Annotated in this window: 22 protein-coding genes and 1 riboswitch; of the genes, 11 read left to right on the top strand and 11 right to left on the bottom strand. The window is 72.9% G+C overall.

Going from position 1 to position 25,597, the window contains the following annotated elements; all coding sequences use genetic code 11:
* Positions 1 to 320: 320 nt before the first annotated feature.
* From AN215_RS20665 to AN215_RS20655, 3 genes are read left to right on the top strand one after another with little or no spacing between them, the layout of a single operon-like run.
* Entirely contained in the window at positions 321 to 1,406 is a 1,086-nt protein-coding gene (locus AN215_RS20665) for a DEDDh family exonuclease (RefSeq protein ID WP_079123284.1), read from the top strand.
* Between the two features lie 25 nt (positions 1,407 to 1,431).
* A complete protein-coding gene (locus tag AN215_RS20660) occupies positions 1,432 to 2,409 on the top strand; it encodes an SURF1 family cytochrome oxidase biogenesis protein (RefSeq protein WP_070012253.1) in 978 nt (325 codons plus the stop codon).
* Positions 2,410 to 2,453: 44 nt separating this feature from the next.
* Positions 2,454 to 3,215: an SDR family oxidoreductase gene (locus AN215_RS20655; RefSeq protein ID WP_070012252.1), complete on the top strand. Its 762-nt coding sequence runs from the start codon at positions 2,454 to 2,456 to the stop codon at positions 3,213 to 3,215.
* 87 nt (positions 3,216 to 3,302) lie between these two features.
* Here the strand turns inward: AN215_RS20655 and amaP are convergent, their stop codons facing one another.
* Genes amaP through AN215_RS20630 form a run of 5 tightly spaced genes read right to left on the bottom strand, consistent with a single transcriptional unit; the run spans position 3,303 to position 5,775 of the window.
* Positions 3,303 to 3,908 (bottom strand): alkaline shock response membrane anchor protein AmaP, encoded by a 606-nt coding sequence (gene amaP / locus AN215_RS20650; RefSeq protein WP_070012251.1) that lies wholly within the window; start codon positions 3,906 to 3,908, stop codon positions 3,303 to 3,305.
* 5 nt (positions 3,909 to 3,913) lie between these two features.
* Complete coding sequence (locus AN215_RS20645; protein WP_070012250.1) at positions 3,914 to 4,591, bottom strand: DUF6286 domain-containing protein; 678 nt, start codon at positions 4,589 to 4,591, stop codon at positions 3,914 to 3,916.
* Positions 4,588 to 5,004 carry an Asp23/Gls24 family envelope stress response protein gene (locus AN215_RS20640; protein WP_420856199.1) on the bottom strand — a complete coding sequence of 139 codons (417 nt, stop codon included), beginning with the start codon at positions 5,002 to 5,004 and terminating at the stop codon, positions 4,588 to 4,590. The genes AN215_RS20645 and AN215_RS20640 overlap by 4 nt, the downstream gene beginning before the upstream one ends.
* Positions 5,005 to 5,017: 13 nt before the next feature.
* Positions 5,018 to 5,206, bottom strand: a complete 189-nt coding sequence (locus AN215_RS20635) for a hypothetical protein (RefSeq protein WP_070012249.1) — start codon at positions 5,204 to 5,206, stop codon at positions 5,018 to 5,020.
* Between the two features lie 56 nt (positions 5,207 to 5,262).
* Positions 5,263 to 5,775, bottom strand: coding sequence for an Asp23/Gls24 family envelope stress response protein (locus AN215_RS20630; RefSeq protein WP_070012248.1), 513 nt, complete (start codon positions 5,773 to 5,775; stop codon positions 5,263 to 5,265).
* A 191-nt stretch (positions 5,776 to 5,966) separates the two neighbouring features.
* Between AN215_RS20630 and AN215_RS20625 the strand changes: the two genes are divergently transcribed.
* Positions 5,967 to 6,848, top strand: coding sequence for a hypothetical protein (locus AN215_RS20625; protein ID WP_070012247.1), 882 nt, complete (start codon positions 5,967 to 5,969; stop codon positions 6,846 to 6,848).
* 193 nt (positions 6,849 to 7,041) lie between these two features.
* Here the strand turns inward: AN215_RS20625 and AN215_RS20620 are convergent, their stop codons facing one another.
* From AN215_RS20620 to AN215_RS20595, 6 genes are all read right to left on the bottom strand, one after another.
* Positions 7,042 to 7,821 carry an enoyl-CoA hydratase/isomerase family protein gene (locus AN215_RS20620; protein ID WP_070012246.1) on the bottom strand — a complete coding sequence of 260 codons (780 nt, stop codon included), beginning with the start codon at positions 7,819 to 7,821 and terminating at the stop codon, positions 7,042 to 7,044.
* Positions 7,822 to 7,895: 74 nt separating this feature from the next.
* A complete protein-coding gene (locus AN215_RS20615) occupies positions 7,896 to 8,117 on the bottom strand; it encodes a helix-turn-helix domain-containing protein (protein ID WP_028435537.1) in 222 nt (73 codons plus the stop codon).
* A 354-nt stretch (positions 8,118 to 8,471) separates the two neighbouring features.
* Positions 8,472 to 10,070 (bottom strand): ribosomal protection-like ABC-F family protein, encoded by a 1,599-nt coding sequence (abc-f, locus tag AN215_RS20610; RefSeq protein WP_070012245.1) that lies wholly within the window; start codon positions 10,068 to 10,070, stop codon positions 8,472 to 8,474.
* Between the two features lie 207 nt (positions 10,071 to 10,277).
* On the bottom strand, positions 10,278 to 11,747 hold the full coding sequence (locus tag AN215_RS20605) for a hypothetical protein (protein ID WP_245694565.1): 1,470 nt from the start codon (positions 11,745 to 11,747) through the stop codon (positions 10,278 to 10,280).
* Between the two features lie 258 nt (positions 11,748 to 12,005).
* Positions 12,006 to 13,283, bottom strand: a complete 1,278-nt coding sequence (locus AN215_RS20600) for an alpha/beta hydrolase (protein WP_070031210.1) — start codon at positions 13,281 to 13,283, stop codon at positions 12,006 to 12,008.
* Positions 13,284 to 13,417: 134 nt separating this feature from the next.
* Positions 13,418 to 14,062, bottom strand: coding sequence for a class II aldolase/adducin family protein (locus AN215_RS20595; RefSeq protein ID WP_070012243.1), 645 nt, complete (start codon positions 14,060 to 14,062; stop codon positions 13,418 to 13,420).
* 233 nt (positions 14,063 to 14,295) lie between these two features.
* On the opposite strand from AN215_RS20595, the gene AN215_RS20590 reads away from it, so the two are divergent.
* The 7 genes from AN215_RS20590 (at position 14,296) to cobO (ending at position 25,593) form a co-directional block, all read left to right on the top strand.
* Positions 14,296 to 15,630 carry an inorganic phosphate transporter gene (locus AN215_RS20590; RefSeq protein WP_079123229.1) on the top strand — a complete coding sequence of 445 codons (1,335 nt, stop codon included), beginning with the start codon at positions 14,296 to 14,298 and terminating at the stop codon, positions 15,628 to 15,630.
* Positions 15,631 to 15,705: 75 nt separating this feature from the next.
* Positions 15,706 to 15,933, top strand: coding sequence for a hypothetical protein (locus tag AN215_RS20585; RefSeq protein WP_070012242.1), 228 nt, complete (start codon positions 15,706 to 15,708; stop codon positions 15,931 to 15,933).
* A gap of 147 nt (positions 15,934 to 16,080) precedes the next feature.
* A riboswitch (cobalamin riboswitch) is annotated at positions 16,081 to 16,279 on the top strand.
* 181 nt (positions 16,280 to 16,460) lie between these two features.
* Positions 16,461 to 17,423: a cobalamin biosynthesis protein gene (locus tag AN215_RS20580; RefSeq protein ID WP_070012241.1), complete on the top strand. Its 963-nt coding sequence runs from the start codon at positions 16,461 to 16,463 to the stop codon at positions 17,421 to 17,423.
* 77 nt (positions 17,424 to 17,500) lie between these two features.
* The gene (locus AN215_RS20575; protein ID WP_245694613.1) at positions 17,501 to 19,039 is read left to right on the top strand and encodes a cobyric acid synthase; all 1,539 of its coding nucleotides are present in this window, start codon (positions 17,501 to 17,503) and stop codon (positions 19,037 to 19,039) included.
* Positions 19,039 to 22,704 (top strand): cobaltochelatase subunit CobN, encoded by a 3,666-nt coding sequence (gene cobN / locus AN215_RS20570; RefSeq protein WP_070012240.1) that lies wholly within the window; start codon positions 19,039 to 19,041, stop codon positions 22,702 to 22,704. The genes AN215_RS20575 and cobN overlap by 1 nt, the downstream gene beginning before the upstream one ends.
* Positions 22,705 to 22,792: 88 nt before the next feature.
* Positions 22,793 to 24,994 carry a putative cobaltochelatase gene (locus tag AN215_RS20565; protein WP_079123227.1) on the top strand — a complete coding sequence of 734 codons (2,202 nt, stop codon included), beginning with the start codon at positions 22,793 to 22,795 and terminating at the stop codon, positions 24,992 to 24,994.
* Positions 24,994 to 25,593, top strand: coding sequence for a cob(I)yrinic acid a,c-diamide adenosyltransferase (gene cobO, locus AN215_RS20560; protein ID WP_070012239.1), 600 nt, complete (start codon positions 24,994 to 24,996; stop codon positions 25,591 to 25,593). Before AN215_RS20565 ends, cobO begins: the two co-directional genes overlap by 1 nt.
* Positions 25,594 to 25,597 lie beyond the last annotated feature (4 nt).

Here is a 25,597-nt window from a genome sequence, read left to right as displayed (position 1 = left end):
CCAGGGGTTGTTACCGACTAGTACAAACTGAGTGACCGTCAGCCCTGCCGCCCGGCCCCGTCCCTCCCCCGGCGCGCGGCCCGCCACGGAGCGCTGCGGACCGCTCCCACCGGTGCGTCCGTGCGGCTTCCACGTGCGCCTCCGCGGGTGCCCGGGCGTCTGATTCCATGACCGCCGCCGCGCGTGCTTCCGTCCCGAAACTCCCGTGTAAGCACGGACATTGACGCATGGTCAGGACTTCTCCCCGATGCCCCGCATCCGGGACACTCCCCGGCAGGCCCCGCGGGAAGTGTCAGTGCCGCCCCGTATTCTCTGTGACCATGCTCGAAGACCAGACGGCACTCCCGGGCGAGCCCGAGGACCAGCCGGCGGCAGCCGGCCGTATCCCCGCTCAGTCACCAGCCGTCGGCGCCGGAGCCGGGCCCGTCTGGCCGGACGGCTATCCGCAGAGCTACGCGGTGGTGGACGTGGAGACGACGGGCCTGGCCCGCGACGACCGCATCGTCTCCGCCGCCGTCTACCGTCTGGACGCCCGGGGCGAGGTCGAGGACCACTGGTATTCGACGGTCAACCCGCAGCGCGATCCGGGCCCCACCTGGATCCACGGCCTCACCTCCGAAGACCTCGCCGACGCACCGCTGTTCACGGAGATCGCCGACGATCTGGCCACCCGTCTCGACGGCCGCGTCCTCGTCGCGCACAACGCCGTCTTCGACTGGTCGATGATCGCGCGGGAGTACGCACGTGCGCGGCGCACACCGCCCGTCCGCCAGCGGCTGTGCACGATCGCCCTCTCCAAGCAGCTCTCGCTCCCGCTGCCCAACCACAAACTGGAGTCGCTCGCCGCGCACTACGGGGTCGCCCAGCAGCGGGCGCACCACGCCCTCGACGACGCGCGCGTGCTGGCCGAGGCGTTCCGGCCGAGCCTCCATCTCGCCGTCCAGCAGGAGGTGCGGCTGCCGTTGCACGCCTGCCGGCCCCTGTCGGAGTGGCCGGAGCGGCCGGGGCCGCGTCCTGAGGGCACCGGCGGCTTCTTCGGGAGCCGGCCGTGGGGCGTGACGGGGCCGCGTCCGTACGGGTACGGCTGGCGCCGCTCACGGAAACGGCCCGCCTGCCCCTTTCCGAACCCGGGGCGCTTCGAGGAGGGCGGCCGGCTCGTGCAGGGGATGCGGGTCGCCATCTCGGGGGACACCTCGGTCGACCGCGAGCTGCTGGAGGACCGGGCGACGGATGCGGGGCTGCACATCTCCTCCCATGTCTCGCGTCTGACCAGCCTCCTGGTCACGAACGACCCGGAGGCCCTCACCTCGAAGGTCGTCAAGGCGCAGGCGTACGGCACGCCCGTGCTGGACGAGGCGGCCTTCCACCGGCTCCTGCAGGACGTGGCCCCAGCCTCGGAGCTGTGAGCACCGGGGAGTACCGTCGTCAGACGTGTACCGCTTCCTGTTGTCCAGGCAGTGGGTGATTCTCACCCTTCTCGGCCTCGCGCTCATCCCCGCGATGATCAAGCTGGGCTTCTGGCAGCTGCACAGGCACGAGTCGCGGGTGGCGCACAACGAACTGATCGCCTCCAGCCTCGCGGCCGCGCCGGTACCGTTCGACCGGGTCAGCGGCACCCGGCACGGCCCCGCGGAGGACGACCAGTTCCGTACGGCGAAGGCCACGGGGCGCTACGACACCCGCCACGAGGTCGTGGTGCGGCAGCGCACGGGAGCCGACGAGAAGTCGATCGGATACTTCGTCGTCACACCGCTCATCCGTGACGACGGCAGCGCCGTCCTGGTCAACCGCGGCTGGATCGAGGCGGGCGGCGACCTCACCCGCTTCCCGGAGGTGCCCGCTCCGCCCCGTGGCGAGGTGACCGTCACCGGCCGTGTCATGACCGATGAGACGAGCGAGGCCAGCGGCATCAAGGACAAGCCGGGTCTGCCGCCCCGGCAGGTGATGCTGATCAACAGCCGGCAGCAGGCGGAGGCGCTCGACCGTCCGGTGCTGCACGGGTACCTCCAGCTCACGGCCACATCGCCGGAACCGGGAGCAGGGCAGCCGCAGCGGATCGCCGAGCCGGACCACAGCAGCATCGGCGCGCACATGGCCTACGCCGTCCAGTGGTGGCTCTTCGCCGCGGCGGTGCCCGTCGGCTGGGTGGTCCTCGTACGGCGCGAACGCCGGGACCGCCGGGCCGCGGAGGCGGCGGGGTCCTCGGAGGCGGACGGCGCGGACGGCGCGGACGGCGCGAAGCCGTCCCCGGCAGCGGGCGCGGCAGCAGACCCGGCTGACGCCGCAGGCGCCGCGGACGGAGCGGACACCGCCGACACCACGGACCGTGCCGCCCCCGTACGTGCCGACAGCGAGCCGGAGACCGCCCCCTCCGCGGCGCCGGCAGGAGGCCGCACGGGCGCGGACTGACCCTGCGTGCGCGCGCCGGGATGCGGTGGAGCACACTGTGAGCCATGGATCTCGGGCTGAAGGACCGCGTCTACGTCATCACCGGAGCCACCCGCGGACTCGGTTACGCGGCGGCGGAAGCGCTTGTCGCCGACGGGGCCAAGGTGGTCGTCTCCGGCCGTACCGATGAGGCCGCCACCGAGGCCGCCGCGCAGCTGGGCTCGGGAGCGGCCGTCGGGATCGGCGCCGACAACGCCGCACCGGACACCGCGGAGCGCCTCATCGAGACGGCCAGGAGCAGCTTCGGGCGCTTCGACGGTGTGCTGATCAGCGTCGGGGGTCCGCCCGCCGGCGTACCGGCCGACTCGCTCTCCGACGAGCAGTGGCAGTCCGCGTTCGAGACGGTGTTCCTCGGGGCGGTGCGGCTGGCCCGTACGGCTGCCGGCGAGCTGGGCGAGGGCGGCGTCATCGCCTTCGTCCTCTCCGGTTCGGTGCACGAGCCGATTCCGGGACTCACCCTGTCCAACGGCCTGCGCCCGGGGCTGGCCGGCTTCGCCAAGACCCTCGCCAACGAGGCGGGGCCGCTGGGCATCCGCGTGCTCGGACTGCTGCCGGGCCGGATCGACACCGAGCGGCTGCAGTACCTCGACTCGCTCTCCGGCGACGGCGACGCCGCGCGTGAGCGCAACGAGGCCACGATCCCGCTGCGCCGCTACGGGACTCCGGAGGAGTTCGGGCGTACGACGGCGTTCGCGCTGTCACCGGCGGCGTCCTACCTCACGGGCGTCATGCTGCCCGTCGACGGGGGCGCACGGCGCGGGTTCTGAGCCGCGCACCCGCGGCCGCACACCCTCACCGCACCCGCGAAGAGCCGAAGACCGTGAAGCCGGGGTGCCGTGGAAGACGGCGAACCGTCAGACCACCCGCTCCGGGCGGTGCTTGGCCGCGCCCAACCGGACCTCTGCCGGCAGTCCGTCCAGCGACGCCGAGGTCCGTGCGTGTTCGAGCGCCTCGTCGGTGACGCGGCCCAGCACCGGCCCCGGCTCGGCGTGCGCCGAGAGCAGCAGTTCCACCGACGCGCGCGGAGAGGTGCGCTTACCGCTCAGGCGCACCGCTGCCTTGTCGACCCCGGGCAGCGAGGCGGCCTCGGCCTCCAGCACGTTGGAGAGCGCCCTTCCGCGCAGCAACGCGCCCTCGCCGTCGCCGCTTTCGACGAGGACCTCGCCCAGCCTGCGCCGTCGCAGAGTGACCAGCAGCCACCACAGCAGCAGGATCACCAGGAGGGCCAGAGCGGCGATCACGGCGGACCACCACCAGCTCTCCGAGCGCCATTGCGTACGGTCGGCGCGGGACAGCAGCACGTCGTCCGGTTCCGTCCACGGCCAGCCCGAGGGCATCGCGAGGTTCCACTGCCGCGCCAGGTCGAACCCGCCGGCCAGCAGCGCGAGTCCGAGAGCGAGCAGCAGCACACCCGCCAGTGCCAGCAGCACCCGGTTGCAGCTCCGCAGGGCCCGGTCCATTCCGCTCACCGCTTCTTCGGACGTTGTACGTGCACGGACAGCCCTGGCTGACGGGCCAGTCCGAGCTGCCGGATGCCGTCGCCCAGCGCGGAGTCGAGGTCTCCGCGTACCTCGTGAAGATCCCTGAAGTGCGCCTGGGCACTCGCACGTACCTTGCGCCGCCCCACGGCGACCCGAACCGACTGCACACCGGCCACCCGCATGGCCCGGTCCCGCAGCACCAGCGAGGCGGCACTGCGCTCCAACCCGGCCCGCACACCGGTGACTTCGCGGCGCATGGGAAGCAGCCCCCGGCGCCCGGGAGTGACGGCGAGCGCGATCAGCCACAGGCCCAGCAGCGCCACGACGGCGGCGGCCACGCGGACCTTGACGTCGTCCACGGGCGTCGCCGCCATCTCGTCGGCGAGCGTACGGCGCCAGGTCATGGCGGAGTTGCCGAGCCGTACGGACACCACGTCGTAGAGGAGCAGCCCCGCGACGGCGAGCGCCAGCAGCGAGACGATGCCGGCGGGCAGACGCCGCACCGACCAGAACCGCCCTGCGCGGCCCGCCTGTCCGGGCCGGCTTCCAGGGTCGTAGCCGGCGGCGGACGTGGCCTGCTCGAGGTCGCCCCCGCCCGCTCCCGGAGCCGTAGGCGGCTCCTTCTCCAGCGTCGGCAGCCGCTGGGTGCGCTCGTCACTCACCGGACCCTCCCGGACCTCTCGCCGTCCAGTTGCTCGGAGTGCAGCCGTCCCACGCCCACGGCCACCTCCGGCACATCCATGCCGACCAATTCCTTTACCCGTGAAACGACTTGTCGACGCACCGCGGCACACTGCGCGCCGATGTCGGAAGGGTAGCCCAGCTCGACGAGGACCCGGACCCGGGCGGTCCGGTCCCGCACACGGGCCGAGGCGCGGGGCCAACTGCGGGGCCCGGACGGCACTTTGAAGGCAGCGGGCGAGGTACGGAGTGCCTCCCTCGCGGCCTGCACGGCGACCTTCGCGACCACCCTCTCGACGACGGTGGTCGCGCCGCGTTCCGCTCCGTCGGTCTCCCCGCCTTTCGCGGACCCGGTCTCCGCGGGGTCCGGCTCTTCCGTCTCCGCCTGTGTCACCGTCCTGGTCCCGTCATCTGCGCCGGCTCTCGTCACGCATGCGGAAGAAGTCTTCCGCTCGCAGATCACCGTCGAGGAAGCGGCCCACGACGAAGCCGAAACCGCCCAGCGCCGCCACGAGCAGGAAGGCACCGAACCCGCCGAAGTACCCGGCGAAGCCCAGTGCCATCCCTGCGATCAAGCCGATCACGGCCATGCTCATCGTGCGCCCCTTCGTTCAGTACACATGTGTGCGCGGCCGGGTGGTCCGCCGCGCTGCTATTGCAGCCTCGAACGGCCGCCCGAGCCGCTCGACCCCTCTGATTCCTCGTCCTGTTCGTCGGGCAGCTTGACGTCGCTGACGGCGATGTTGACCTCGACGACTTCCAGGCCGGCCATCCGCTCGACCGCGGAGATGACGTTCTCCCGCACGGAACGGGCGAGATCGGTGATGGCGACCCCGTACTCGACCACGATCTCCAGGTCGAGCGCCGTCTGGAGTTCGCCGACCTCGGCGCTCACGCCGCGCGCGGCGGAACTGCTGCCGCCGGGAACGCGGTCACGCATGGCCCCGAAGGTGCGGGCCATCCCGCTGCCCAGCGCATGGACTCCGGGCACGTCACGCGCCGCGAGGCCCGCGATCTTCTCGACCACTCCGTCGGAGATGGTGGTACGCCCCCGGCTCGCCGGCTCGACCTTGGGACGGCGGGACTCCCCCGCGCCGTCACGTGAAGCCGTACGCGATCCCTGGCCGGGAGACTCGAACCGGTTTCCGGTCTTGGTGTCGGCCATTGCCTTCACCCCTTTCCGAGAAGGAAGCGGCCCTGAATCACCGCTCTCGTGCCACATTAGGTCTGATTCTTCCGGTTCGCCGTGTATGTACACCCGGCCCGGACGACTCGGGCTCCGCCGGGTCGTGCGCGGGAAGCCGTTGCCGGCACACGGCCGCACAAGGATTCACAAGAGGACGGAGCGTGGCTCGCATGGACGCCGAAGGGCTGTCACGGGCGGTACGGCAGCAGGTCGGGATGGGACGGCTGCTGCCCCTCGGGGACGCGGCGGACGGGGCGTGGCTGGCGGAGACCGCGGCGGTGACGACTCTGCGTACGGCCGGTTCGCGGGACCTGCCGGACGTACGCCTGGGCGCACTGCGGCTCTCCGCGGCCGACCCTGGGCGGGCAGTCGCCCCGGTCGTCACGCCTCCGCCCTCGGCACTGCCGCCGGGGCCGCTGCGCGTCGGCGCCGAGTTCGAATCGACCCCGCACGCACCGCTGACGACGATGGCGGAGCTGCTGCGCGCCACCCTGCTGACGGCGGCCGACCGGGAGCTGGGGCTGCGCGTGACCACCGTGGATCTGCGGATCACCGACCTGCTGGAGAGCGGGGACGGACACAACGGCCACGGCTCCCCCGGCACCTCAGGCGCGCGGAACCCGGCCGGGAACGGCGGCGGCGCGGGCGCGGGCACCGGCAGGCGGCAGGAAGGGCGGAAGCGGCACCCTCCCGGCGGCGGAGAGCATCCGCCGCCGGCCCCGGCGGACGATCCGCGCGGTACGGCGACGGCGCAGGCCGTCATCGCCGTACCGGGCGTCGCGCGGCTCGCGCCGGTGCTGGGGCCGCTCGGCCGCCTCCCCACCGAGGCGGTCGACGTCACGGACACCGTGGACCGGGACGGCTGTACGGCGGCCAGGCATCTGCTGATCCAGCTGGCGGTCGCCGAGGGCGCACGGGCTCTCGACGTGGTCCGGGCCGTACGCCGGGCCGCCGAGAAGGCCGCCGCCTGGGACGCGGAGGAGGAGGCGCTGCCGGTGACGGTGGCCGTACTGGTCAGCGCGATCGACCCGGCCGCCGGCCGGAGCCGGTGATCCGCGGGAGTGGGGCGGCACCCGGTCGGCACGGACGGTGCGCCGGAAGCGCCCCCCGCTGATCACCCGGCGACGCTCAGCGGCGGAGGCTCGCCCGGCTCCGCCCCTTCCCCGGCCTCGCCCCTCCGGCCCGACAGCCCAAGGCCCGTACACCCGGCGCCGGGTGTACGGGCCTTGGTTCACCCGGCGCGGCTCACTCGCCGATACCCGCCAGGTCGCGGAGCCTGCGCGTCTGGGCAGCCCGCTCGGCGGCGCACTGTTCCTCGTACGTGTGCCCGACGGCGCCCTGCAGCAGGGCCTTGGTCTCGACGACGGCGTTGCGCGGAGCTCCCAGCAGCGCGGCGGAGAGGTCGGCGACCGCGCCGTCCAGTTCCGCCGCGGGGACGACGAGATTCGCCAGCCCCGTGCGCTCCGCCTCCGAGGCGTGCACGTAGCGGCCCGTGGCGCAGATCTCCAGCGCACGTGAGTACCCGAGGATGGCCACGAGCGGATGCGTGCCCGTCAGGTCGGGCACGAGACCGAGGCTGGTCTCCCGCATGGCGAACTGCACGTCGTCGGCGCACACCCGCACGTCGGCGGCCAGCGCGAGCTGGAAGCCCGCACCGATGGCGTGCCCCTGCACGGCGGCGATGCTTATCAGGTCGGGCCGGCGCCACCAGACGAACGCCTCCTGGAAGCCGGCGATGGCCTCGTCGAGCGTCTCGTCGGACGCGTGCGCAAGATCGGCGAACGACAGCTCGCCGTCGATCCCACCGGGGCTGAACGCCTGCTTGTCCAGGCCCGCCGAGAAGGACTTGCCCTCGGCGCGCAGCACCACGACCCGCACGTCGCCCGGCAGGATGCGCCCGGCTTCGGTGAGGGCCCTCCACAGGGCCGGGGACTGGACGTTGCGCTTGGCCGGATTGGAGAGCGTGACCGTGGCCACGGCGCCGTCCACGGCGAGACGCACGCCGTCCTTGTCCAGCAGGGTCATCGACATCCTCCGGTGGTTACTCAGCGGTCAAGTAACCGAAGAGTAACCACCGGACGCGATGCCTGGAAGCCCTGTCAGGCCGAGGCGGACTTCTTGCCTCGTGTCGCTCCGCCGCGACCCCGCAGGGCCACGCCGGACTCGCTGAGCATTCGGTGCACGAAACCGTATGAACGGCCCGTCTCTTCGGCCAGCGCCCGGATGCTCGCGCCGCCGTCGTACTTCTTCTTGAGGTCTGCCGCGAGCTTTTCGCGCGCGGTGCCGGTCACCCGGCTGCCCTTCTTCAGAGTCTCGGCCACCCGTGCCTCCTCATGGGAAGTGCGCTTTGTGACTCTCATGATCACCCCTCCCCCTGCTTCTGGCCACCCATTCGGCAAGGTCCGTGGAAGTGCCGTGACCGGCGGACTACGGGCCGTTCCTGGTGGAAGGAGGGATTCCGGTGGCCGGATCTGCCCGGTCCGCCGCCGGGGCCCCTGTGAACGTCCTGGTCAGCGAGGGAGATCTTCGTCACGCAGCCACGGCCGGGGCTCCTGTCACAGGTGCGCGGGCACGGCGGGCGGCCACGCCGGGATACGAGCCGCCCTCACTCATATGAAGGATCAAGCGTCGGCCGAATGATCCAGCAGAGATTGATCAAGGCGAGGGCCGGGCCGTCAGGCCAGGGCGACAAGATCGGCGTACTCGTCGTTCCACAGGTCCTCGACGCCGTCCGGGAGCATGATGATGCGCTCGGGCTCCAGTGCCGCGACCGCGCCCTCGTCGTGGGTGACCAGTACGACGGCGCCGGTGAAGGTGTGCAGGGCGCCCAGGATCTCCTCACGGCTGGCCGGGTCGAGGTTGTTGGTCGGCTCGTCGAGAAGCAGCACGTTGGCCGACGAGACGACGAGCGTGGCCAGCGCGAGACGCGTCTTCTCGCCGCCGGAGAGCACCGCGGCGGGCTTGTCGACGTCATCGCCGGAGAAGAGGAACGAGCCCAGCGTCTTGCGGATGTCGACGAGGTCCATGTCGGGTGCGGCGGAGCGCATGTTCTCCAGGACCGTGCGGCCGGGGTCGAGGGTCTCGTGTTCCTGCGCGTAGTAGCCGAGCTTGAGGCCGTGCCCCGGTACGACCTTTCCGGTGTCGGGGTCCTCGATGCCGGCGAGCAGGCGCAGCAGCGTGGTCTTGCCCGCGCCGTTCAGGCCCAGGATGACGACGCGTGAGCCCTTGTCGATGGCGAGGTCGACGCCCGTGAAGATCTCCAGGGAGCCGTAGGACTTGGAGAGGTCCTCCGCCATCAGCGGCGTCCTGCCGCAGGGGGACGGGTCGGGGAAGCGCAGCTTGGCGACCTTGTCGGCCTGGCGCTCCTCCTCCAGGCCGGACAGCAGCTTCTCGGCGCGGCGGGCCATGTTCTTGGCGGCGACCGCCTTGGTGGCCTTGGCGCCCATCTTGGCCGCCTGCATGGAAAGGGCGGCGGCCTTCTTCTCGGCGTTGGCGCGCTCGCGCTTGCGGCGCTTCTCGTCGTCCTGGCGCTGGATGACGTACTGCCGCCAGCCCATGTTGTAGATGTCGATGGCCGAGCGGGTGGCGTCGAGGTAGAAGACCTTGTTCACGACGGTCTCGATCAGCGCCAGGTCGTGGGAGATCACGACCAGACCGCCACGGTAGGTCTTGAGGAAGTCCCGCAGCCAGACGACGGAGTCGGCGTCGAGGTGGTTGGTCGGCTCGTCCAGGAGCAGGGTGTCCGCGTCCGAGAAGAGGATGCGGGCGAGCTCGACACGGCGGCGCTGACCGCCCGAGAGGGTGTGCAGGGGCTGGCCCATCACCCGGTCGGGCAGACCGAGGCTGGCGGCGATGGTGGCGGCCTCCGCCTCGGCGGCGTAACCGCCCTTGGTGAGGAATTCCGTCTCCAGCCGCTCGTACTTCTTCAGCGCCCGCTCGCGGGTGGCCCCCTGGCCGTGTGCGATGCGGTCCTCGTTCTCCCGCATCCGGCGCATGACGACGTCGAGGCCGCGTGCGGAGAGGATGCGGTCGCGGGCGACGACGTCGAGGTCACCCGTGCGCGGATCCTGCGGAAGGTAGCCGACCTCGCCGCCGCGGCTGATGGTGCCCGCGGCGGGCGTGGCCTCGCCCGCGAGGCACTTGGTGAGGGTCGTCTTGCCGGCGCCGTTGCGGCCGACGAGGCCGATGCGGTCGCCCTTGGCGATTCGGAAGCTCGCTGATTCGATCAGGACGCGGGCGCCGGCGCGCAGCTCGAGGCCGGTTGCGGTGAGCACTGACTACTCCAGGCAGGGTGAGGTCGTACGTACGGACGGGGACGGGCGCGTACGTACGTCGCTAATGCGTCAGGTGAGTAGCCATGCGGCCATTCTAGCGGCGCACCGCAACTGCTTTCCCGGGCGATGTCAGTGGCCGCCGCCACACCGCGGACCGTCGCCGTTCCCGTTGTGAACGTGCTGTTCGCGCCGGCCGCCGGGCAGCTGTCAGACCCCGCCCGTGTGCACCTGGAAGGCCGCGCGGCGGACCGCCTTCGCGAGGGCGGGGTCAGGGTGTGCGGCCGCGAGGGCGACCAGCACCTGCACGGTGCGGGGATGTCCGACGGCGCGCACCTCCTCCAGCAGCTTCGGCACGGTGCCCTGCACGGCGGTCTCCAAATGGTCGACGAGCAGCCGCTGTTCACCGTGGTCCGTGACGGCTGCCGCGGTGTCGACCCACAGCCACGTCGCCTCCTGACGGCTGAGCACCCCCGGTGCACCGCCCGCGAGGTCCTCCGGGTCGGCCCCGTCGAGTTCGGCGAGCCAGAGCAGCGCGTAAGGGCGGAGGGCCGGCTCCGCTGCCGCTTCCCGTACGGCCGGTTCGGCGGGGGCTCCCACGACGCGCAGGGCCTCGAAGGCCAGTCCGCGGATGAGGGCGTCCTCCCCGCGGGCCGCCGCCAGGAGTTCGGTGACGGCGGAGCCGCCCGAGCGGGCGGCGATCCAGGCGCGGTACTCGTCCCGTGCCGGGCCGGGCGTGAGCCGGGCGCAGCCGCGCAGCATGTCCTGGGCGGCCTGTTCGATGTTCCCGGCGGGGCTCTGGGCCGCGACACAGATCTGTTCGAGCTTGGTCCACACCGCCCAGTTGCCGAGCGGGGTGAGCACCGCCGAACCCTGCCGTACGGCGGTCGTGGCAGCTGCGTCCGGTGCTTCCTGCCCGGCGGGCGGAGCCGCCCCCATGTCGGCGCAGCGGGTCAGGGCTCCCACGGCGGCGAAGCCGTCCAGCGCCCAGTCGAGCAGGCCGGGCAGGAGCACCTGCTCGGATTGGTCAGGGGCGGTGCCGGGGGCTGTGCCGGATGCGGCCTCCTGGGCGGAGGCCTCGTCGACGGCGTCGCGCTCCGCGCGCAGCTCGGTCACGCGCTGGGCGAGCAGGTCGTGCAGCGCGGGGAAGGTGACGGGCCCGGCGGTCAGATGCATCACCGACAGCAACTGGGGCGCGGCTTCGACCACTTCGGCGACGAGTGCGGGATCGGTGGGTGTCGGTGCCGGGTAGGCCAGTGACCAGGCGTCGAAGAGCGCCATCCAGCCCCGCAGCACCGCGCTGTCGTCCCGCTCCCATGCACGCAGCCGCCAGCCGGGGCGCGCGGTGTCGCCGTGCAGCTCGATCAGCCCGGCGAGACGGGCACGGTCCCAGTGGGTGCGTACGTGTTCGACGGGCATCCGCAGGGCGGCGGCCGCCCGTTCGCGTTCCGCTCCGCTGCCCGGGAGCGCCTCGTTCCGCTCGGCCCAGCGCGCGAGCACGACGGCGTCGGCGAGCGCGGCCCTGGCATGCCGGGCGAGCTGCTCGCGCGGCGGCAGCCCCGCGGGAGGCGGCGGGGACGGACGCGCGCGGCGGGCGGTCACGGTGCGCCGGGCCGCGGCGATCGGCCGCGTGGGGACGAGGCGGAGCGGGTTGTCTCGCGGGGTACGGGACGGCGTCACAGGAGCAGTCTTCACGGTCGGCGGGGCAAACCCAAAACGGGGGCCCGGAATTGCCGGATCCGCTTCCTGGAGCGGGGCGGATTTCCATGCAGCGATGAGCATTTGAGGTGCCAAACCGGGCGACGTCCGCGTGCTGTCCGCCTCCTGCGCGCGGCGCGGCCGGTGCCCGGGTCGCAGCCGCCCGGCGGCCCTTCGGCCGTGCCGCTGCCGCCGCCCCCGTCCACCTCCCGAAGGGAGCCGTACGCCCCTCACGGCGGGCTACATCAGAGGGGTCAGGAACTGGCGCAGCCGCTCCTCGTACGCCTCGGGGTCCGCGTTCCACATCGCCGCGTGCGGAGCGCTGGGAACCGTGTGCAGAGTTACGAACTCCTCACGGGCAGCGGCCAGTTCCTTGGAGCGCTGCCATGAGGCGACGGTGTCGTCCGGCCCGTGCAGCAGCAGCGCCGGGACGTCCAGAGCGTCCGGGTCCGCGACGTGCCGGAGCCTGTCCTGCTCCACGTGTGCACGCCCTTGCGCCGCGCGTACGGCCAGCGGCAGCAGCGCACGCGGAGTGTGCCGGGAGGCCGCCAGCACACGGACGGTGGCCCACCAGTCCAGCACGGGCGAATCGAGCACGAGGCCGGCGATCCTTCCGGCGGCGCTGCGGGCGCCCGGGCCGGGGCGGCGGCCGCTCAGCTCCTCCGCGGCCCGCAGCGCCATCGACGCGCCGCTGGACCAGCCGTGCAGGACGACCCGCTCAGCGCCGTTGCGCACCGCGTACTCGATCGCCGCTTCGGCATCGCGCCACTCCGTCCCGCCGAGGTGGCGTACGCCGTCGGGCGGCGGCGGCGCCCCGGCGTCGCCGCGGTAGGCGAGCCCGAGCACCGGGAGCTGCAGGTCCGCGTAGAACGGGAGCAGGGGCAGGGCCTGTGCGGTGGTGGCGCCGAGGCCGTGCAGCGTGACGATCCAGGTGGCGCGCTCGCCGGGCACGAACCAGGCGGGCAGCGGGCCGTGTTCACCGGGCACCTCGACCGAGGCACGGGCGGGGAGCCTGCCCGTGAAGCTCCTTCTGCGGTCCGCGCCGTCCGTGCTTTGCGTGCCGCGCGTGCTGTCCGCACCGTGTCCGCCGTCCGCACCGTCCTCGCTCTGGCCGAAGTCGTCCGTGCACACCTGCGGCGTGAACCACACCTTGGTGCCGGGCCTGAGTTCGCCGTGCCCGGCCCACTCCAGACGGCGTACGACCGTGTCGGCGGGCGCCTTCGCGGGCTCGCCGTCCACGACGGGCCCGACGACGGCGCGGCAGCCGCGCCCGACGAGGCCGTAGACGCCGGGCAGCTGCGCGGTCAGGGAGCGGGTGAGGGAGATCCGCCCGTCTCCGACGGAGTGCACCGTCAGCGGAGGCCCGCCGAACCCCGCGGGCAGCTGACCGCGCCCCGCGGGCGACCCCCGGCGAACGGGCCGCAGGGCCGCGTCGGCGGCATACCGTCCGGCGGCGACGGCCGCGGCACCGGCGGCCGTCACGGAGGTGGCGGCGAGGGCCGCGGTTCGCAGACGCATCCCGCCAGTGTCGTGGACGGAGCGACCGCCGGGCCAGTAGGAGGTGCCGCCCGGGTGGACGGATCCAGGCGCGGCGGGGGCACGGCGCCCGGCGGGGCCCGGCGGAGCGCCGGCGAACCGGGCGGCGCGCGGGCTCACTCCGGTGCGCGCCGCTGGCCGTATCCCTTCAACTTCTCCTTCACGCGTGCGAGTTCATCGTCCGGAATGAGCGAAGGCGTACGCCCGGGCAGTGACGAGGCCGCCAGCCAGACCTGGCACATCCACTCCAGCTGTGCGGTGCGGTCGTAGGCCTGGCCCAGGCCGTCGCCGAAGGCGACGGTGCCGTGGTTCTGCAGCAGACAGGCGTTGCGCCCCTCGAGCGCGGCGAGCATGTGCCCGGCGAGTTCGTCGCTGCCGTAGGTGGCGTACGGAGCGACGCGTACCGGGCCGCCGAGCTCGGCCGTCATGTAGTGGACGGCGGGGAGTTCACCGACGAGGGTGGACACGGCGGTGGCGTGCACGGCGTGCGTGTGCACGACCGCGCGGGCGGCGGTGTGCCGGTAGACGGCCAGATGCATGGGGAGTTCGCTGGTCGGGGACAGGCTCCCGGCGACGCGCCGGCCTTCGAGGTCCACCGCGCACAGATCGTCGTCGTGCAGGCGCTCGTACGGGACACCGCTCGGGGTCACGAGCACCGTGTCCCTCACCCGCACGGAGACGTTGCCGGAGGTGCCCACGACGAGCCCCGCGTCGTTCGTACGGCGCGCAGTTTCCACCAACTCCCGCCAGGCGCCGAGCATTTCAGCCGATCCCACTGTCTCCGCCTCCATATCCTGCGAACTTCGTGCCCCCGGTACAGGGCCGCACGGAGGTGGCCGGCGAGGGCGATGACACGCGGGGACACACGTGTGACGCCGCTCATAGTTGCCGTCGCGGGGTGACATCCGTATGCCCGCCGCAGTTCATCTTCCGTTCACTCACCATCCTTACGTTCACCTGGACATCAACCTTCGAGCTGATTGCGTCTGGGTGAATGGAACACATCACGCTTCTGATCGGGATCGTGATCGTCACGGCCTTGGTGTTCGACTTTACGAACGGCTTCCACGACACGGCCAACGCCATGGCCACCACCATCTCCACCGGGGCGCTCAAGCCCAAGACCGCGGTGGCGATGTCGGCGGTCCTCAACCTCGCCGGAGCCTTCCTCTCCATCGAGGTCGCCAAGACCATCTCATCGGGAATCATCGACGAAGGCTCCGGGATCCAGCCTGAAGTGATCTTCGCGGGCCTGGTCGGAGCGATCATCTGGAACCTGCTGACGTGGCTCGCCGGGCTCCCCTCCAGCTCCTCGCACGCGCTGATGGGCGGCCTCCTCGGCGCCACCGTCGCCTCCGTCGGCCTCGGCGCCGTGAACGGCGGCACCGTCGTGATGAAGGTGCTCATCCCGGCGATCGCGGCCCCGCTCGTCGCGGGCCTCGCGGCACTGCTCGCGACGCGGCTGACCTACCGTGCCGCCCGCAACGCCGACGAGCAGCAGACCGCCAAGGGATACCGGACGGGGCAGATCACCTCCGCCGCGCTGGTCTCCCTCGCGCACGGCACCAACGACGCACAGAAGACCATGGGTGTCATCACCCTGGCCCTGATCACCGGCGGCGTGATCGCCCCCGAGGCGGACCCGCCGATGTGGGTCATCGTCTCGGCCGGTCTCGCCATCGCGCTGGGCACGTACCTCGGCGGCTGGCGGATCATCCGCACCATGGGCAACGGCATCACGGACATCAAGCCCCCGCAGGGATTCGCCGCGCAGACCTCCGCCGCGGTCACGATCCTCGCCTCCTCCCACATCGGCTTCTCGCTCTCCACCACTCACGTCTGCTCCGGTGCCGTCATGGGCTCCGGGGTCGGCCGCAAGGGCGGCGTCGTGCGCTGGTCGACGGCGGGCCGCATGGTGGCGGGCTGGGGTCTGACCCTTCCGGCGGCGGGGATCGTGGCCGCCGGCGCGGCCCTGCTGGCACAGCAGGGCGACTGGGGCGTCACCACGGTCGCGGTGCTCGCCGTGGCGACGAGCGCCGGCATCTGGCTGCTCTCCCGCCGCCAGCCCGTCGACCACACCAACGTCAACGACGTCTCGCTGCCCGGGACTTCAGGGCCGGAGCCCGCCGGCGTGGTCACGGCGGCGCTGCGCAGCGTCTCTCCGCCGCCGCCCGCCGCGGCACCGGCACCGGCACCGGCACCGGCACCGGCGAACAGCAAGGCCGGCAGCAACGGCGGTCCGCACAGCACACCGGAGGACGCCGCGGCGCCGGGGCAGCACTCGGAGGCTGAGGCCGAACGGCAACGGGCCGCCTCCACGCTCGGCTAGAGCCGAGAAGGGCACCGGACGCGCCGGGCCCGCCCCACAGACCTTCGCAATCCACACAGCAGACAGGGAAACGCTATGGACATCGACTGGGCAGCGCTCGGCCAGGTATTCGGCGTCAGCCTCGTGGCCACGATCGCTCTGGTGGGCGTGTTCACGCTCGGCATCGTGGGCGCCTCCTCCGGCAGGACGCAGAGCGCACACGGCGGTGGCGCCTCCGTGCTGGCGCGCACCGGCTCGTACGCCTGCTTCGCACTGTGCGCCGCGGCCGTCGCGTACGGCATCTACATCATCACCGCGCCCTGAACAGCGCTGTACCGGCGGACTCTTGAGGGCGACGCCGACGCGAAGGGGGTACGGAGCGCTGCTCCGTACCCCCTTCGTCATCTCCCGGTGCACCCTGCCCGTGTGTCTCCTCACACTCTCCCGTCGCAGGTCAGCGGTTAGTTGACGCCCCTCCCGGTACGTGGTGGACTGCCGAATGCCCAACGGCGGCTGGGGAGGAAGCCGGTGCGAATCCGGCGCGGTCCCGCCACTGTCACCGGGGAGCGCACCCCCAACCGACGGCCACGGCCCACATGTTCGACGGGCTGGAAGGCCGGGGGACGCAGCGATCCGGGAGCCAGGAGACTCTCACCGCCGGCACGTCGAACCAGGGCGCGGACCCTGAGTGAGGACTCCGTCATGCTTGGCTTGCCAGCCTCTCCCACACCTGTGTCCGCCCTCGCTCCCGTACACGTCACGGCCCGCGCCCGCGGCATCGCCCGGCACCGCGACCGGCGGCCGGGCGCCGGCCCGCTGCTTCTCCGAGGCACGACGACGGCACGCTGACGGTGCGGGCTCATCGCACCCAACTCTGCGGCGCGGCCCTCGGTCATCTGGGCGATCTGCTGCTGGGCGACCCGCGCCGCGGACACCCGGTGGCCGCCTTCGGCCGGGCCGCCGCCGCTGCCGAGCGCGTCCTGTGGCGGGACCACCGCGGTGCGGGGGCGCTGCACACCGCGCTGTGCGTCGCGGGTGCCGTCACGGCCGTCACCGCGCTCTCGCGCACGGCACGCACCCTCGCCGGGGCCGGCGGCGCCACCCTCGTCGACGCGGCGGTGACCTGGACGGTGCTCGGCGGCACCGGGCTGCGGCAGGAGGCACTGGCCGTGGCCCGGGCCCTGCACGCGGACGATGTGGAGGGCGCACGGCGGCTGTTGCCGAACCTGTGCGGACGCGACCCCCAGGCCCTCGACGCGGACGGCGTCGCGCGCGCCGTCGTGGAGTCGGTCGCGGAGAACACCTCGGACGCCGTCGTCGGCGCCCTGGTGTGGGGTGCGGCAGCCGGTGCGCCGGGCATGGCCGCCTTCCGCGCCGTCAACACCCTCGACGCGATGGTCGGCCACCGCTCGCCCCGCCATCTGCGCTTCGGCTGGGCGGCGGCGCGCCTGGACGATGCCGCCGGCTGGCCGGGCGCGCGGCTCACGGCCGTACTCGCCGCGCTCGCCGGGCCGTCGCCGCGCGGGGCTCTGCGTGCGTGGCGCGCCGACGCGGGCAGCCACCCCAGCCCCAACGCGGGCCCTGTGGAAGCCGCGTTCGCCGGGGCTCTGGGCGTACGGCTGGGCGGCACCCTCAGCTACGGCGGACGCACCGAGCACCGGCCGGTGCTCAACTCCCGGGGACGCGCCGTCCGTAGGGAAGACATCGCCGCAGCGGTGCGGCTCTCGCGGCGGGTCGGCGCGCTGGCGCTGCTGGTGACGTCGGCCGCCGGCGCACTGAGGGCCGGCCGCCGGGCGGAGAGGGGCGCCCGGTGACGCACACGGGAGCGCACGCCGGGCGCCACGGCCGCCGCCCGGGCAGGTCCGCGGACGGAACGGGCGGCGGGCTGCTCGTGGCCGGCACGACCTCCGACGCGGGCAAGAGCGTGGTGACCGCGGGGATCTGCCGCTGGCTGGCGCGCAAGGGCCTGAAGGTCGCGCCGTTCAAGGCGCAGAACATGTCGCTCAACTCGTACGTGACGCTGGACGGCGCCGAGATCGGCAGGGCACAGGCCATGCAGGCGGCGGCGGCCCGCACCGAACCGGCCGCTCTGATGAACCCGGTGCTCCTCAAGCCCGGCAGCGACAGCAGCAGCCAAGTGGTGCTGCTGGGCAGGGCGGTCGGCGAGATGAGCGCAAGCGGCTACCACTCCGGCAAGCAGGAACGTCTGCTCGGCACGGTCGCCGACTGTCTCGCCGAACTCCGGCGCACGCACGACGCGGTGATCTGCGAAGGCGCCGGCAGTCCCGCGGAGATCAATCTGCGGCGCAGCGACATCGTCAACATGGGCCTGGCCAGGGCCGCGAGACTGCCGGTCGTCGTCGTGGGCGACATCGACCGCGGTGGCGTCTTCGCCTCGTTCTTCGGTACGACGGCACTGCTGGCCGAGCAGGACCAGGCGCTGCTGGCGGGCTATGTGGTGAACAAGTTCCGCGGCGACGTCGCCCTGCTGGAGCCGGGCCTGGAGATGCTGCACGGCCTGACGGGACGGCCTGTGCTGGGAGTTCTGCCCTTCCGGCACGGGCTGGGCATCGACGAGGAGGACGGCCTGCGGGTGTCCCTCCGCGCCACGGTCCGCGAGTCGGCGGCTGCCGCCCCGTACGGAACCGACGTGCTGCGCATCGCGGTCGTGCCGGTGCCGCTGATGTCCAACTTCACCGACGTCGACGCGCTCGCCGCCGAGCCCGGCGTCGTCGTCCGCTTCACGGACCGGCCCGAGGAGCTCGCCGACGCCGACCTGGTCGTGCTGCCCGGCACCCGCGGCACGGTGCGGGCCCTGGCGTGGCTGCGCGAGCGCGGACTCGCGGACGCGGTGCGGCGCCGGGCGGCCGAGGGGCGACCCGTACTGGGCGTCTGCGGCGGCTTCCAGATGCTGGGAGAGCGCATCGAGGACGACGTCGAGTCGCGGGCCGGGACCGTCGAAGGGCTGGGGCTGCTGCCGGTACGGGTGCGCTTCGCGCACGACAAGACCCTCGCCCGTCCGTCGGGCCGGGCCCTGGACGAGCACGCCGAGGGCTACGAGATCCACCACGGGGTCGCCGAAGTGCTCGGCGGCGAGGCCGTGTTCACCGGCGTGGACGGCACGGCGCTCGACGGCTGCCGGTACGGCGCCGTGTGGGGAACGCACTGGCACGGGTCGCTGGAGAGCGACGGATTCCGGCGGGCCTTCCTGCGCCGGGTCGCCGCCGACGCGGGCCGTGACGGGTTTCTGCCCGCGCCGGGTACCAGCTTCGCGGCGCTGCGCGAGGAGCAACTGGATCGCCTCGGCGATCTCATCGAAGAACACGCCGACACGGACGCGCTGCTGCGACTGATCGAGTCGGGCCCGCCCACGGGCCTGCCGTTCGTCGCGCCGGGTGCGCCGGAGGCACAACACGCGGGAGCCTCTTGATGAGCACTGTTCTGCTGCTGTCCACCTCCGACACGGATCTGCTCGCGGCCCGGGCGTCCGCCGCCCCGTACCGGATCGCCAACCCCACGCGGGTCGACGCGGACGCGGAACTGCCGGGCCTGCTGGAGGGCGTGGACCTCGTGGTCGTACGGCTGCTCGGCGGCAAGCGCGCCTGGGAGGACGGGCTTGCCGCGCTGAAGGCGTCCGGGGTGCCCACGGTGCTGCTGGGCGGTGAGGCCGTACCGGACGCGGAGCTGATGGCGGAGTCAAGCGTGCCGTCGGGCGTGGTCGCCGAGGCGCTGAAGTATCTCGTGGAGGGCGGCCCGGAGAATCTGCGGCAGCTCGCGTGCTTCCTCTCGGACACGGTGCTGATGAGCGGCGAGGGCTTCGAACCGCCCGCCGCCATGCCGGAGTTCGGGGTGCACGGCGCGTACGAGCGGCAGCCGGGGCGGCCCACGGTGGGTGTGCTCTTCTACCGGGCGCACGAACTGGCGGGCAACACCGCTTTCGTGGACACGCTGTGCGCGGCGATCGAGGAGGCGGGCGCCAACGCGCTCCCGGTCTACTGCGGTTCGCTGCGCAGTGCGGACCCGGCGCTGTACGAACTGCTGGGCCAGGCCGACGCGCTGGTGACCACGGTGCTGGCCTCCGGAGGCACACGGGCCGGTGACGCCTCCGCCGGCGGCGACGACGAGACGTGGGACATCGGCGCCCTGGCGGAGCTGGACGTACCGCTGCTGCAGGGGATGTGCCTGACGAGCACGCGGGAGGCGTGGCTGGCCTCCGACGCGGCGCTCTCGCCCATGGACGCGGCGATGCAGGTGGCGATCCCGGAGTTCGACGGACGGCTGATCACGGTTCCGTTCTCCTTCAAGGAGGAGGGGCCCGACGGCGTCCCCGTCTACGCGGCGGACCCGGAGCGCGCCCGCCGCGTCGCGGGAATCGCCGTACGGCACGCGGTACTTCGTCACAAGCCGAACGCGGAGAAGAAGCTCGCGGTGGTCTTCACCGCCTACCCGACGAAGCACTCGCGGGTCGGCAACGCCGTCGGCCTCGACACACCGGCCTCCGCGGTGAAGCTGCTGGACGCACTGCGCGACGCGGGATACGCCGTAGACGGACACCCCGACGAGGGCGACGAGTTGATCCACCGGCTGATCGCCGCGGGCGGCCACGACGTGGAGTGGCTGACGGAGGAGCAGCTTGCCGCCGCACCCGCGCGCGTGCCGCTGAAGGACTACCAGGAGTGGTTCGCGCGCCTCGACCCTGGCCTGCGCGAGGAGATGACGCAGGCGTGGGGCGAGCCGCCGGGTGAGCTGTACGTCGACGGGGACGAAATCGTCCTGGCGTCACTCCAGTTCGGCAACGTCGTCGTGCTCATCCAGCCGCCGCGCGGCTTCGGCGAGAACCCGATCGCCATCTACCACGACCCGGACATGCCGCCCTCGCACCACTATCTGGCCGCCTACCGGTGGATCGAGTCCCCGGTCTCCGAGGGGGGCTTCGGCGCCGACGCCGTCGTGCACATGGGCAAGCACGGAACGATGGAGTGGCTGCCGGGCAAGGGCCTCGGGCTCTCCGCGGCGTGCGCCCCGGACCCGGTGCTCGGTGAACTGCCGCTGGTGTACCCGTTCATCGTCAACGACCCCGGCGAGGGCACACAGGCCAAGCGCCGCGGCCACGCCACGGTCGTCGACCACCTGGTGCCGCCGATGGCACGCGCCGACTCCTACGGCGATCTGGCGAAGCTGGAGCAGCTGCTCGACGAGTACGCGCTGGTCTGCGACCTCGATCCCGCCAAGGCACCGGCGGTACGGAGCCAGATCTGGACGCTCGTGCGGGCCGCCGAGCTCCACCACGACCTCCATGTAGAAGAGCAGCCCGGCGAGGACGACTTCGACGACTTCGTCATGCACGTCGACGGCTGGCTCTGCGAGATCAAGGACGTCCAGATCCGCGACGGTCTGCACGTCCTCGGCGGTGGCCCCGTGGGCGAACCCCGCGTCAACCTGGCGCTGGCGGTGCTGCGTTCGGCGCAGGTGTGGGGCGGCGTCTCGGGTGCGCTGCCGGGGCTGCGTGCGGCGCTCGCGGCCCATTTCGGCCTGTCCGAGTCCGGCTTGCTGGCGGAGCCGGGTGCGCGCGCCGACGTGCCGGAGACGCTGACGAAACTGGTGGACGGGCCCGCCCGTACGGCCTCGGACGCCGTCGATCTGCTGGAGCGGCTGGCGCGCGCGCTGGTGGAGGAGATGGAGGCGCGCGACTGGGCGGAAGGGCAGGCGGCGTCGGTCGTCTCCGGCGTTCTCGGGGTTCAGCTGGACGACGCCGCGGACGTGCTGGAGTTCGCCGCGAAGGAGGTCGTGCCGCGGCTCGCGCGCACCACGGACGAGATCGGCAACGTGCTCCACGCCCTCGACGGCGGCTACATCCCGGCGGGCCCCTCGGGCTCCCCCACGCGCGGCCTCGTCAACGTGCTGCCGACGGGGCGGAACTTCTACTCCGTCGACCCCAAGGCCATTCCGTCCAGGCTGAGTTGGGACGTGGGCAGCGCCCTCGCGGACTCGCTGATCCAGCGGCACCTCGACGACACGGGCGAGTATCCGAAGTCGGTCGGGCTGACGGTGTGGGGCACCTCCTGCATGCGCACGCAGGGCGACGACATCGCGGAGATCCTGGCGCTGCTGGGCTGCCGTCCCCTCTGGGACGACGCCTCACGCCGCGTCACCGGATTCGAGGTGGTCGCCCTCGAGGAGCTGGGGAGGCCGCGCATCGATGTGACGGTGCGGATCTCCGGCTTCTTCCGCGACGCGTTCCCGCATGTGGTGGGCATGGTCGACGACGCCGTACGGGCGGTCGCGGACCTGGACGAGCCGGCGGGAAGCAACTTCGTACGGGCGCACGCGGACGAGGACACCGAGGCACACGGCGACCGCCGCCGCGCCACCTCCCGCATCTTCGGCTCCAAGCCGGGAGCGTACGGCGCGGGTCTGCTGCCGCTGATCGACGCCCGCAACTGGCGTTCCGACGCCGACCTCGCGGAGGTCTACGCGGTGTGGGGCGGTTACGCCTACGGGCGCGGCCTGGACGGGCGTCCGGCGCGCGGCGACATGGAGGCGGCGTTCCGCCGCATCCAGGTGGCGGCGAAGAACGTCGACACCCGCGAGCACGACATCGCCGACGCCGACGACTACTTCCAGTACCACGGAGGCATGGTCGCCACGGTGCGGCATCTGACGGGCGAGTCCCCCGAGGCGTACGTCGGCGACTCGGCCGTGCCCGACCGCGTGAAGACCCGCACGCTGGGCGAGGAGACACACCGCGTCTTCCGCGCGCGTGTGGTCAACCCCCGCTGGATGGCGGCCATGCGCAGGCACGGCTACAAGGGCGCCTTCGAGATGGCGGCGACGGTCGACTATCTGTTCGGCTACGACGCCACGGCCGGAGTGGTCGACGACTGGATGTACGAGAAGCTCGCCGCCGAGTACGTATTCGACCCGGAGAACCAGGAGTTCATGAAGCGCTCCAACCCGTGGGCGCTGCGCGGCATCGCCGAGCGGATGCTGGAGGCCGCCGAGCGGGGGCTGTGGGCGGAGCCGGACCCGCGGACGCTGGAGCAGCTGCGGGCCACGTATCTGGAGCTGGAGGGCGACTTGGAGGACGAGGGATGACCGTCCGGAGCGCACGCGCCGGCTGCGGCCGTGCCGAAGGCCGTTCGCACCGAAGCCGGCAAGGTCAGCCACAGGGAGGGAAGAGGGCATGAGCATCCCGTACCCGTTCACCGCACTCGTCGGAATGCGGGACATGCAGCTCGGGCTGCTGCTGAACTCGGTGAATCCCGCCATCGGCGGCGTCCTCATCCGCGGTGAGAAGGGCACGGCGAAGAGCACCGCCGTACGGGCGCTCTCCGCGCTGCTGCCCCGGCTGGAGGTCGTGCCCGGGTGCCGCTTCTCGTGCGACCCGGCGGCGCCGGACCCCGGCTGCCCGGACGGTCCGCACGAGAGCGGAGCCGAGGGCTTCAGCAGGGCCGCGCACATGGTGGAGCTGCCGGTCGGGGCGTCCGAGGACCGTCTCGTGGGAGCGCTCGACATCGAACGGGCCCTGTCGGAGGGCGTGAAGGCCTTCGAGCCGGGTCTGCTGGCCGACGCGCACCGCGGGGTGCTCTACGTGGACGAGGTCAATCTGCTCCACGACCACCTCGTCGACCTGCTGCTGGACGCGGCGGCCATGGGCTCGTCGTACGTGGAACGCGAGGGTGTCTCCGTGCGGCACGCGGCGCGCTTCCTGCTCGTCGGCACGATGAACCCCGAAGAGGGGGAGCTGCGGCCGCAGTTGCTCGACCGTTTCGGCCTGACGGTGGAGGTGTCGGCCTCGCGGGAGACCGACGAACGCGTCGAGGTGGTGCGGCGGCGCCTCGCCTACGACGCCGATCCGGCCGGCTTCGCCGCGGGCTGGGCGGCCGAGGAGGACGCGCTGCGCCGGCGGATCGCCGGAGCGAGGGAGTTGCTGCCGCAGGTACACCTTGGTGACGCGGCGCTGCGGCAGATCGCGGCGACGTGCGCGGCGTTCGAGGTGGACGGCATGCGCGCCGACCTGGTGATGGCCCGCACCGCGACGGCGCTGGCCGCCTGGTCGGGGCGTACGGAGGTGACGGCCGAGGACGTACGTCAGGCGGCGCTGCTGGCCCTGCCGCACCGGCGCAGGCGCAACCCGTTCGACGCACCCGGGCTGGACGAGGACAAGCTCGACGAGACGCTTCAGCAGCACGCCGGCCCCGAGGAGGGCGAGGACGAGGGAGACGGCGGGGACGGCGACGACGACCCGGACCCCGACGGCCCCGGCGACGGCGGTGGACAGCCCCCGCAGGACGGCCCTCCCGAAGATCCGCCCGAAGGGGACTCCCAGCGCGAGACGTCCCTGCCCGCGCAGCAGTCGCAGACGCAGGACGAGCGGCAGGACCAGCGGGCTCCGGTGCCTCCCCCCACCTCGGCCGGGAACGACGAGAACGGCGAGCAGGACGAGGACACGTCCGCGGGCGCCGCGCCCGAGAAGCCCGCGGCGCCCGCCTCCGAGCCCTTCCGTGCCCGCGCCCTCACCGTGCCGGGCCTCGGCGAGGGCGCCTCGGGCAACCGCTCCCGCGCCCGTACCGCGCACGGCCGGACGACCGGCGCGCGCAAGCCGCGCGGCACCCTGGGCCGGCTGCATGTCGCGGCCACCGTGCAGGCCGCGGCACCTCATCAGCGCGCCCGCGGACGTGAGGGCCGCGGGCTGTTGCTCCGGCGTGACGATCTGCGCGAGGTCGTACGGGAGGGACGCGAGGGCAATCTCGTCCTGTTCGTCGTGGACGCCTCCGGTTCGATGGCGGCACGGCAGCGGATGAGCGCCGTCAAGGGAGCCGTGCTCTCGCTGCTTCTGGATGCCTACCAGCGGCGCGACAAGGTCGGCATGGTCACCTTCCGGCGCGCGGAGGCGGAGGTCGCGCTGCCGCCGACGTCGTCCGTCGACGCGGCCGCCGCGCGGCTGGAGTCGCTCCCCACCGGGGGACGTACACCGCTCGCGGCGGGGCTGCTCAGGGCACGGGAGGTGCTGCGCGTGGAGCACCTGCGCGACCCGGCGCGCCGCCCGCTCGTGGTCACCGTCACCGACGGCCGGGCGACCGGCGGCGCCGAGCCGGTTGAGCGCGCACGGCGGGCGGCCCGCCTGCTGGCCGCGGACGGTACGGCGTCGGTGGTGCTCGACTGCGAGGCCGGGCCGGTGCGGCTGGGCCTCGCGGGCTCCCTCGCCGCCGAACTGGGCGGCACCGCCGTGACGTTGGAGGAGCTGCGTGCGGAGGCGGTCACGGACCTCGTACGGCACGCCACCGGCAGCACGCGCGGCCACGCTGCTGCGACGGCCCCCGCGCCGCCCTCCCCGGACGCCACGGCGGCCCCGCCGACCAAGCAGAACCGGAGGGCCGCGTAATGCCGAAGGGACAGCCGAGCGCCGTACCCGACGACGGGCTCACCACACGCCAGCGCCGCAACCGGCCCCTCCTCGCTGTGCACACCGGCGTCGGCAAGGGAAAGTCGACCGCCGCCTTCGGGCTCGCGCTGCGCGCCTGGAACCAGGGCTGGCCGATCGGGGTGTTCCAGTTCGTGAAGTCGGCCAAGTGGAAGGTCGGCGAGGAGCGTGCGCTGCGGGTGCTGGGAGCGAGCGGAGAGGGCGGCACCGTCGACTGGCACAAGATGGGCGAGGGCTGGTCCTGGATCCAGCGGGACGGCGAGATGAGCAGCGAGGAGGCCGCCCGCGAGGGCTGGGAGCAGGTCAAGCGCGACCTCGCCGCCGAGACCTACCGCCTGTACGTGCTGGACGAGTTCGCCTACCCGATGCACTGGGGCTGGGTCGGCACCGACGAGGTCGTGGCGGCGCTGCGGGAGCGGCCGGGCACCCAGCACGTGGTCATCACCGGCCGAAACGCGCCCCGGGAGCTCATCGACTCCGCCGATCTGGTCACCGAGATGTCCAAGGTGAAGCACCCCATGGACACGGGCCAGAAGGGCCAGCGGGGCATCGAGTGGTGAACAC

This window comes from Streptomyces abyssalis (genome assembly GCF_001751365.1).
Lineage (GTDB): Bacteria > Actinomycetota > Actinomycetes > Streptomycetales > Streptomycetaceae > Streptomyces > Streptomyces abyssalis.
The sequence above is the reverse complement of the archived record's forward strand: the minus strand, read 5'-3'. Positions and strand labels throughout refer to the sequence as shown.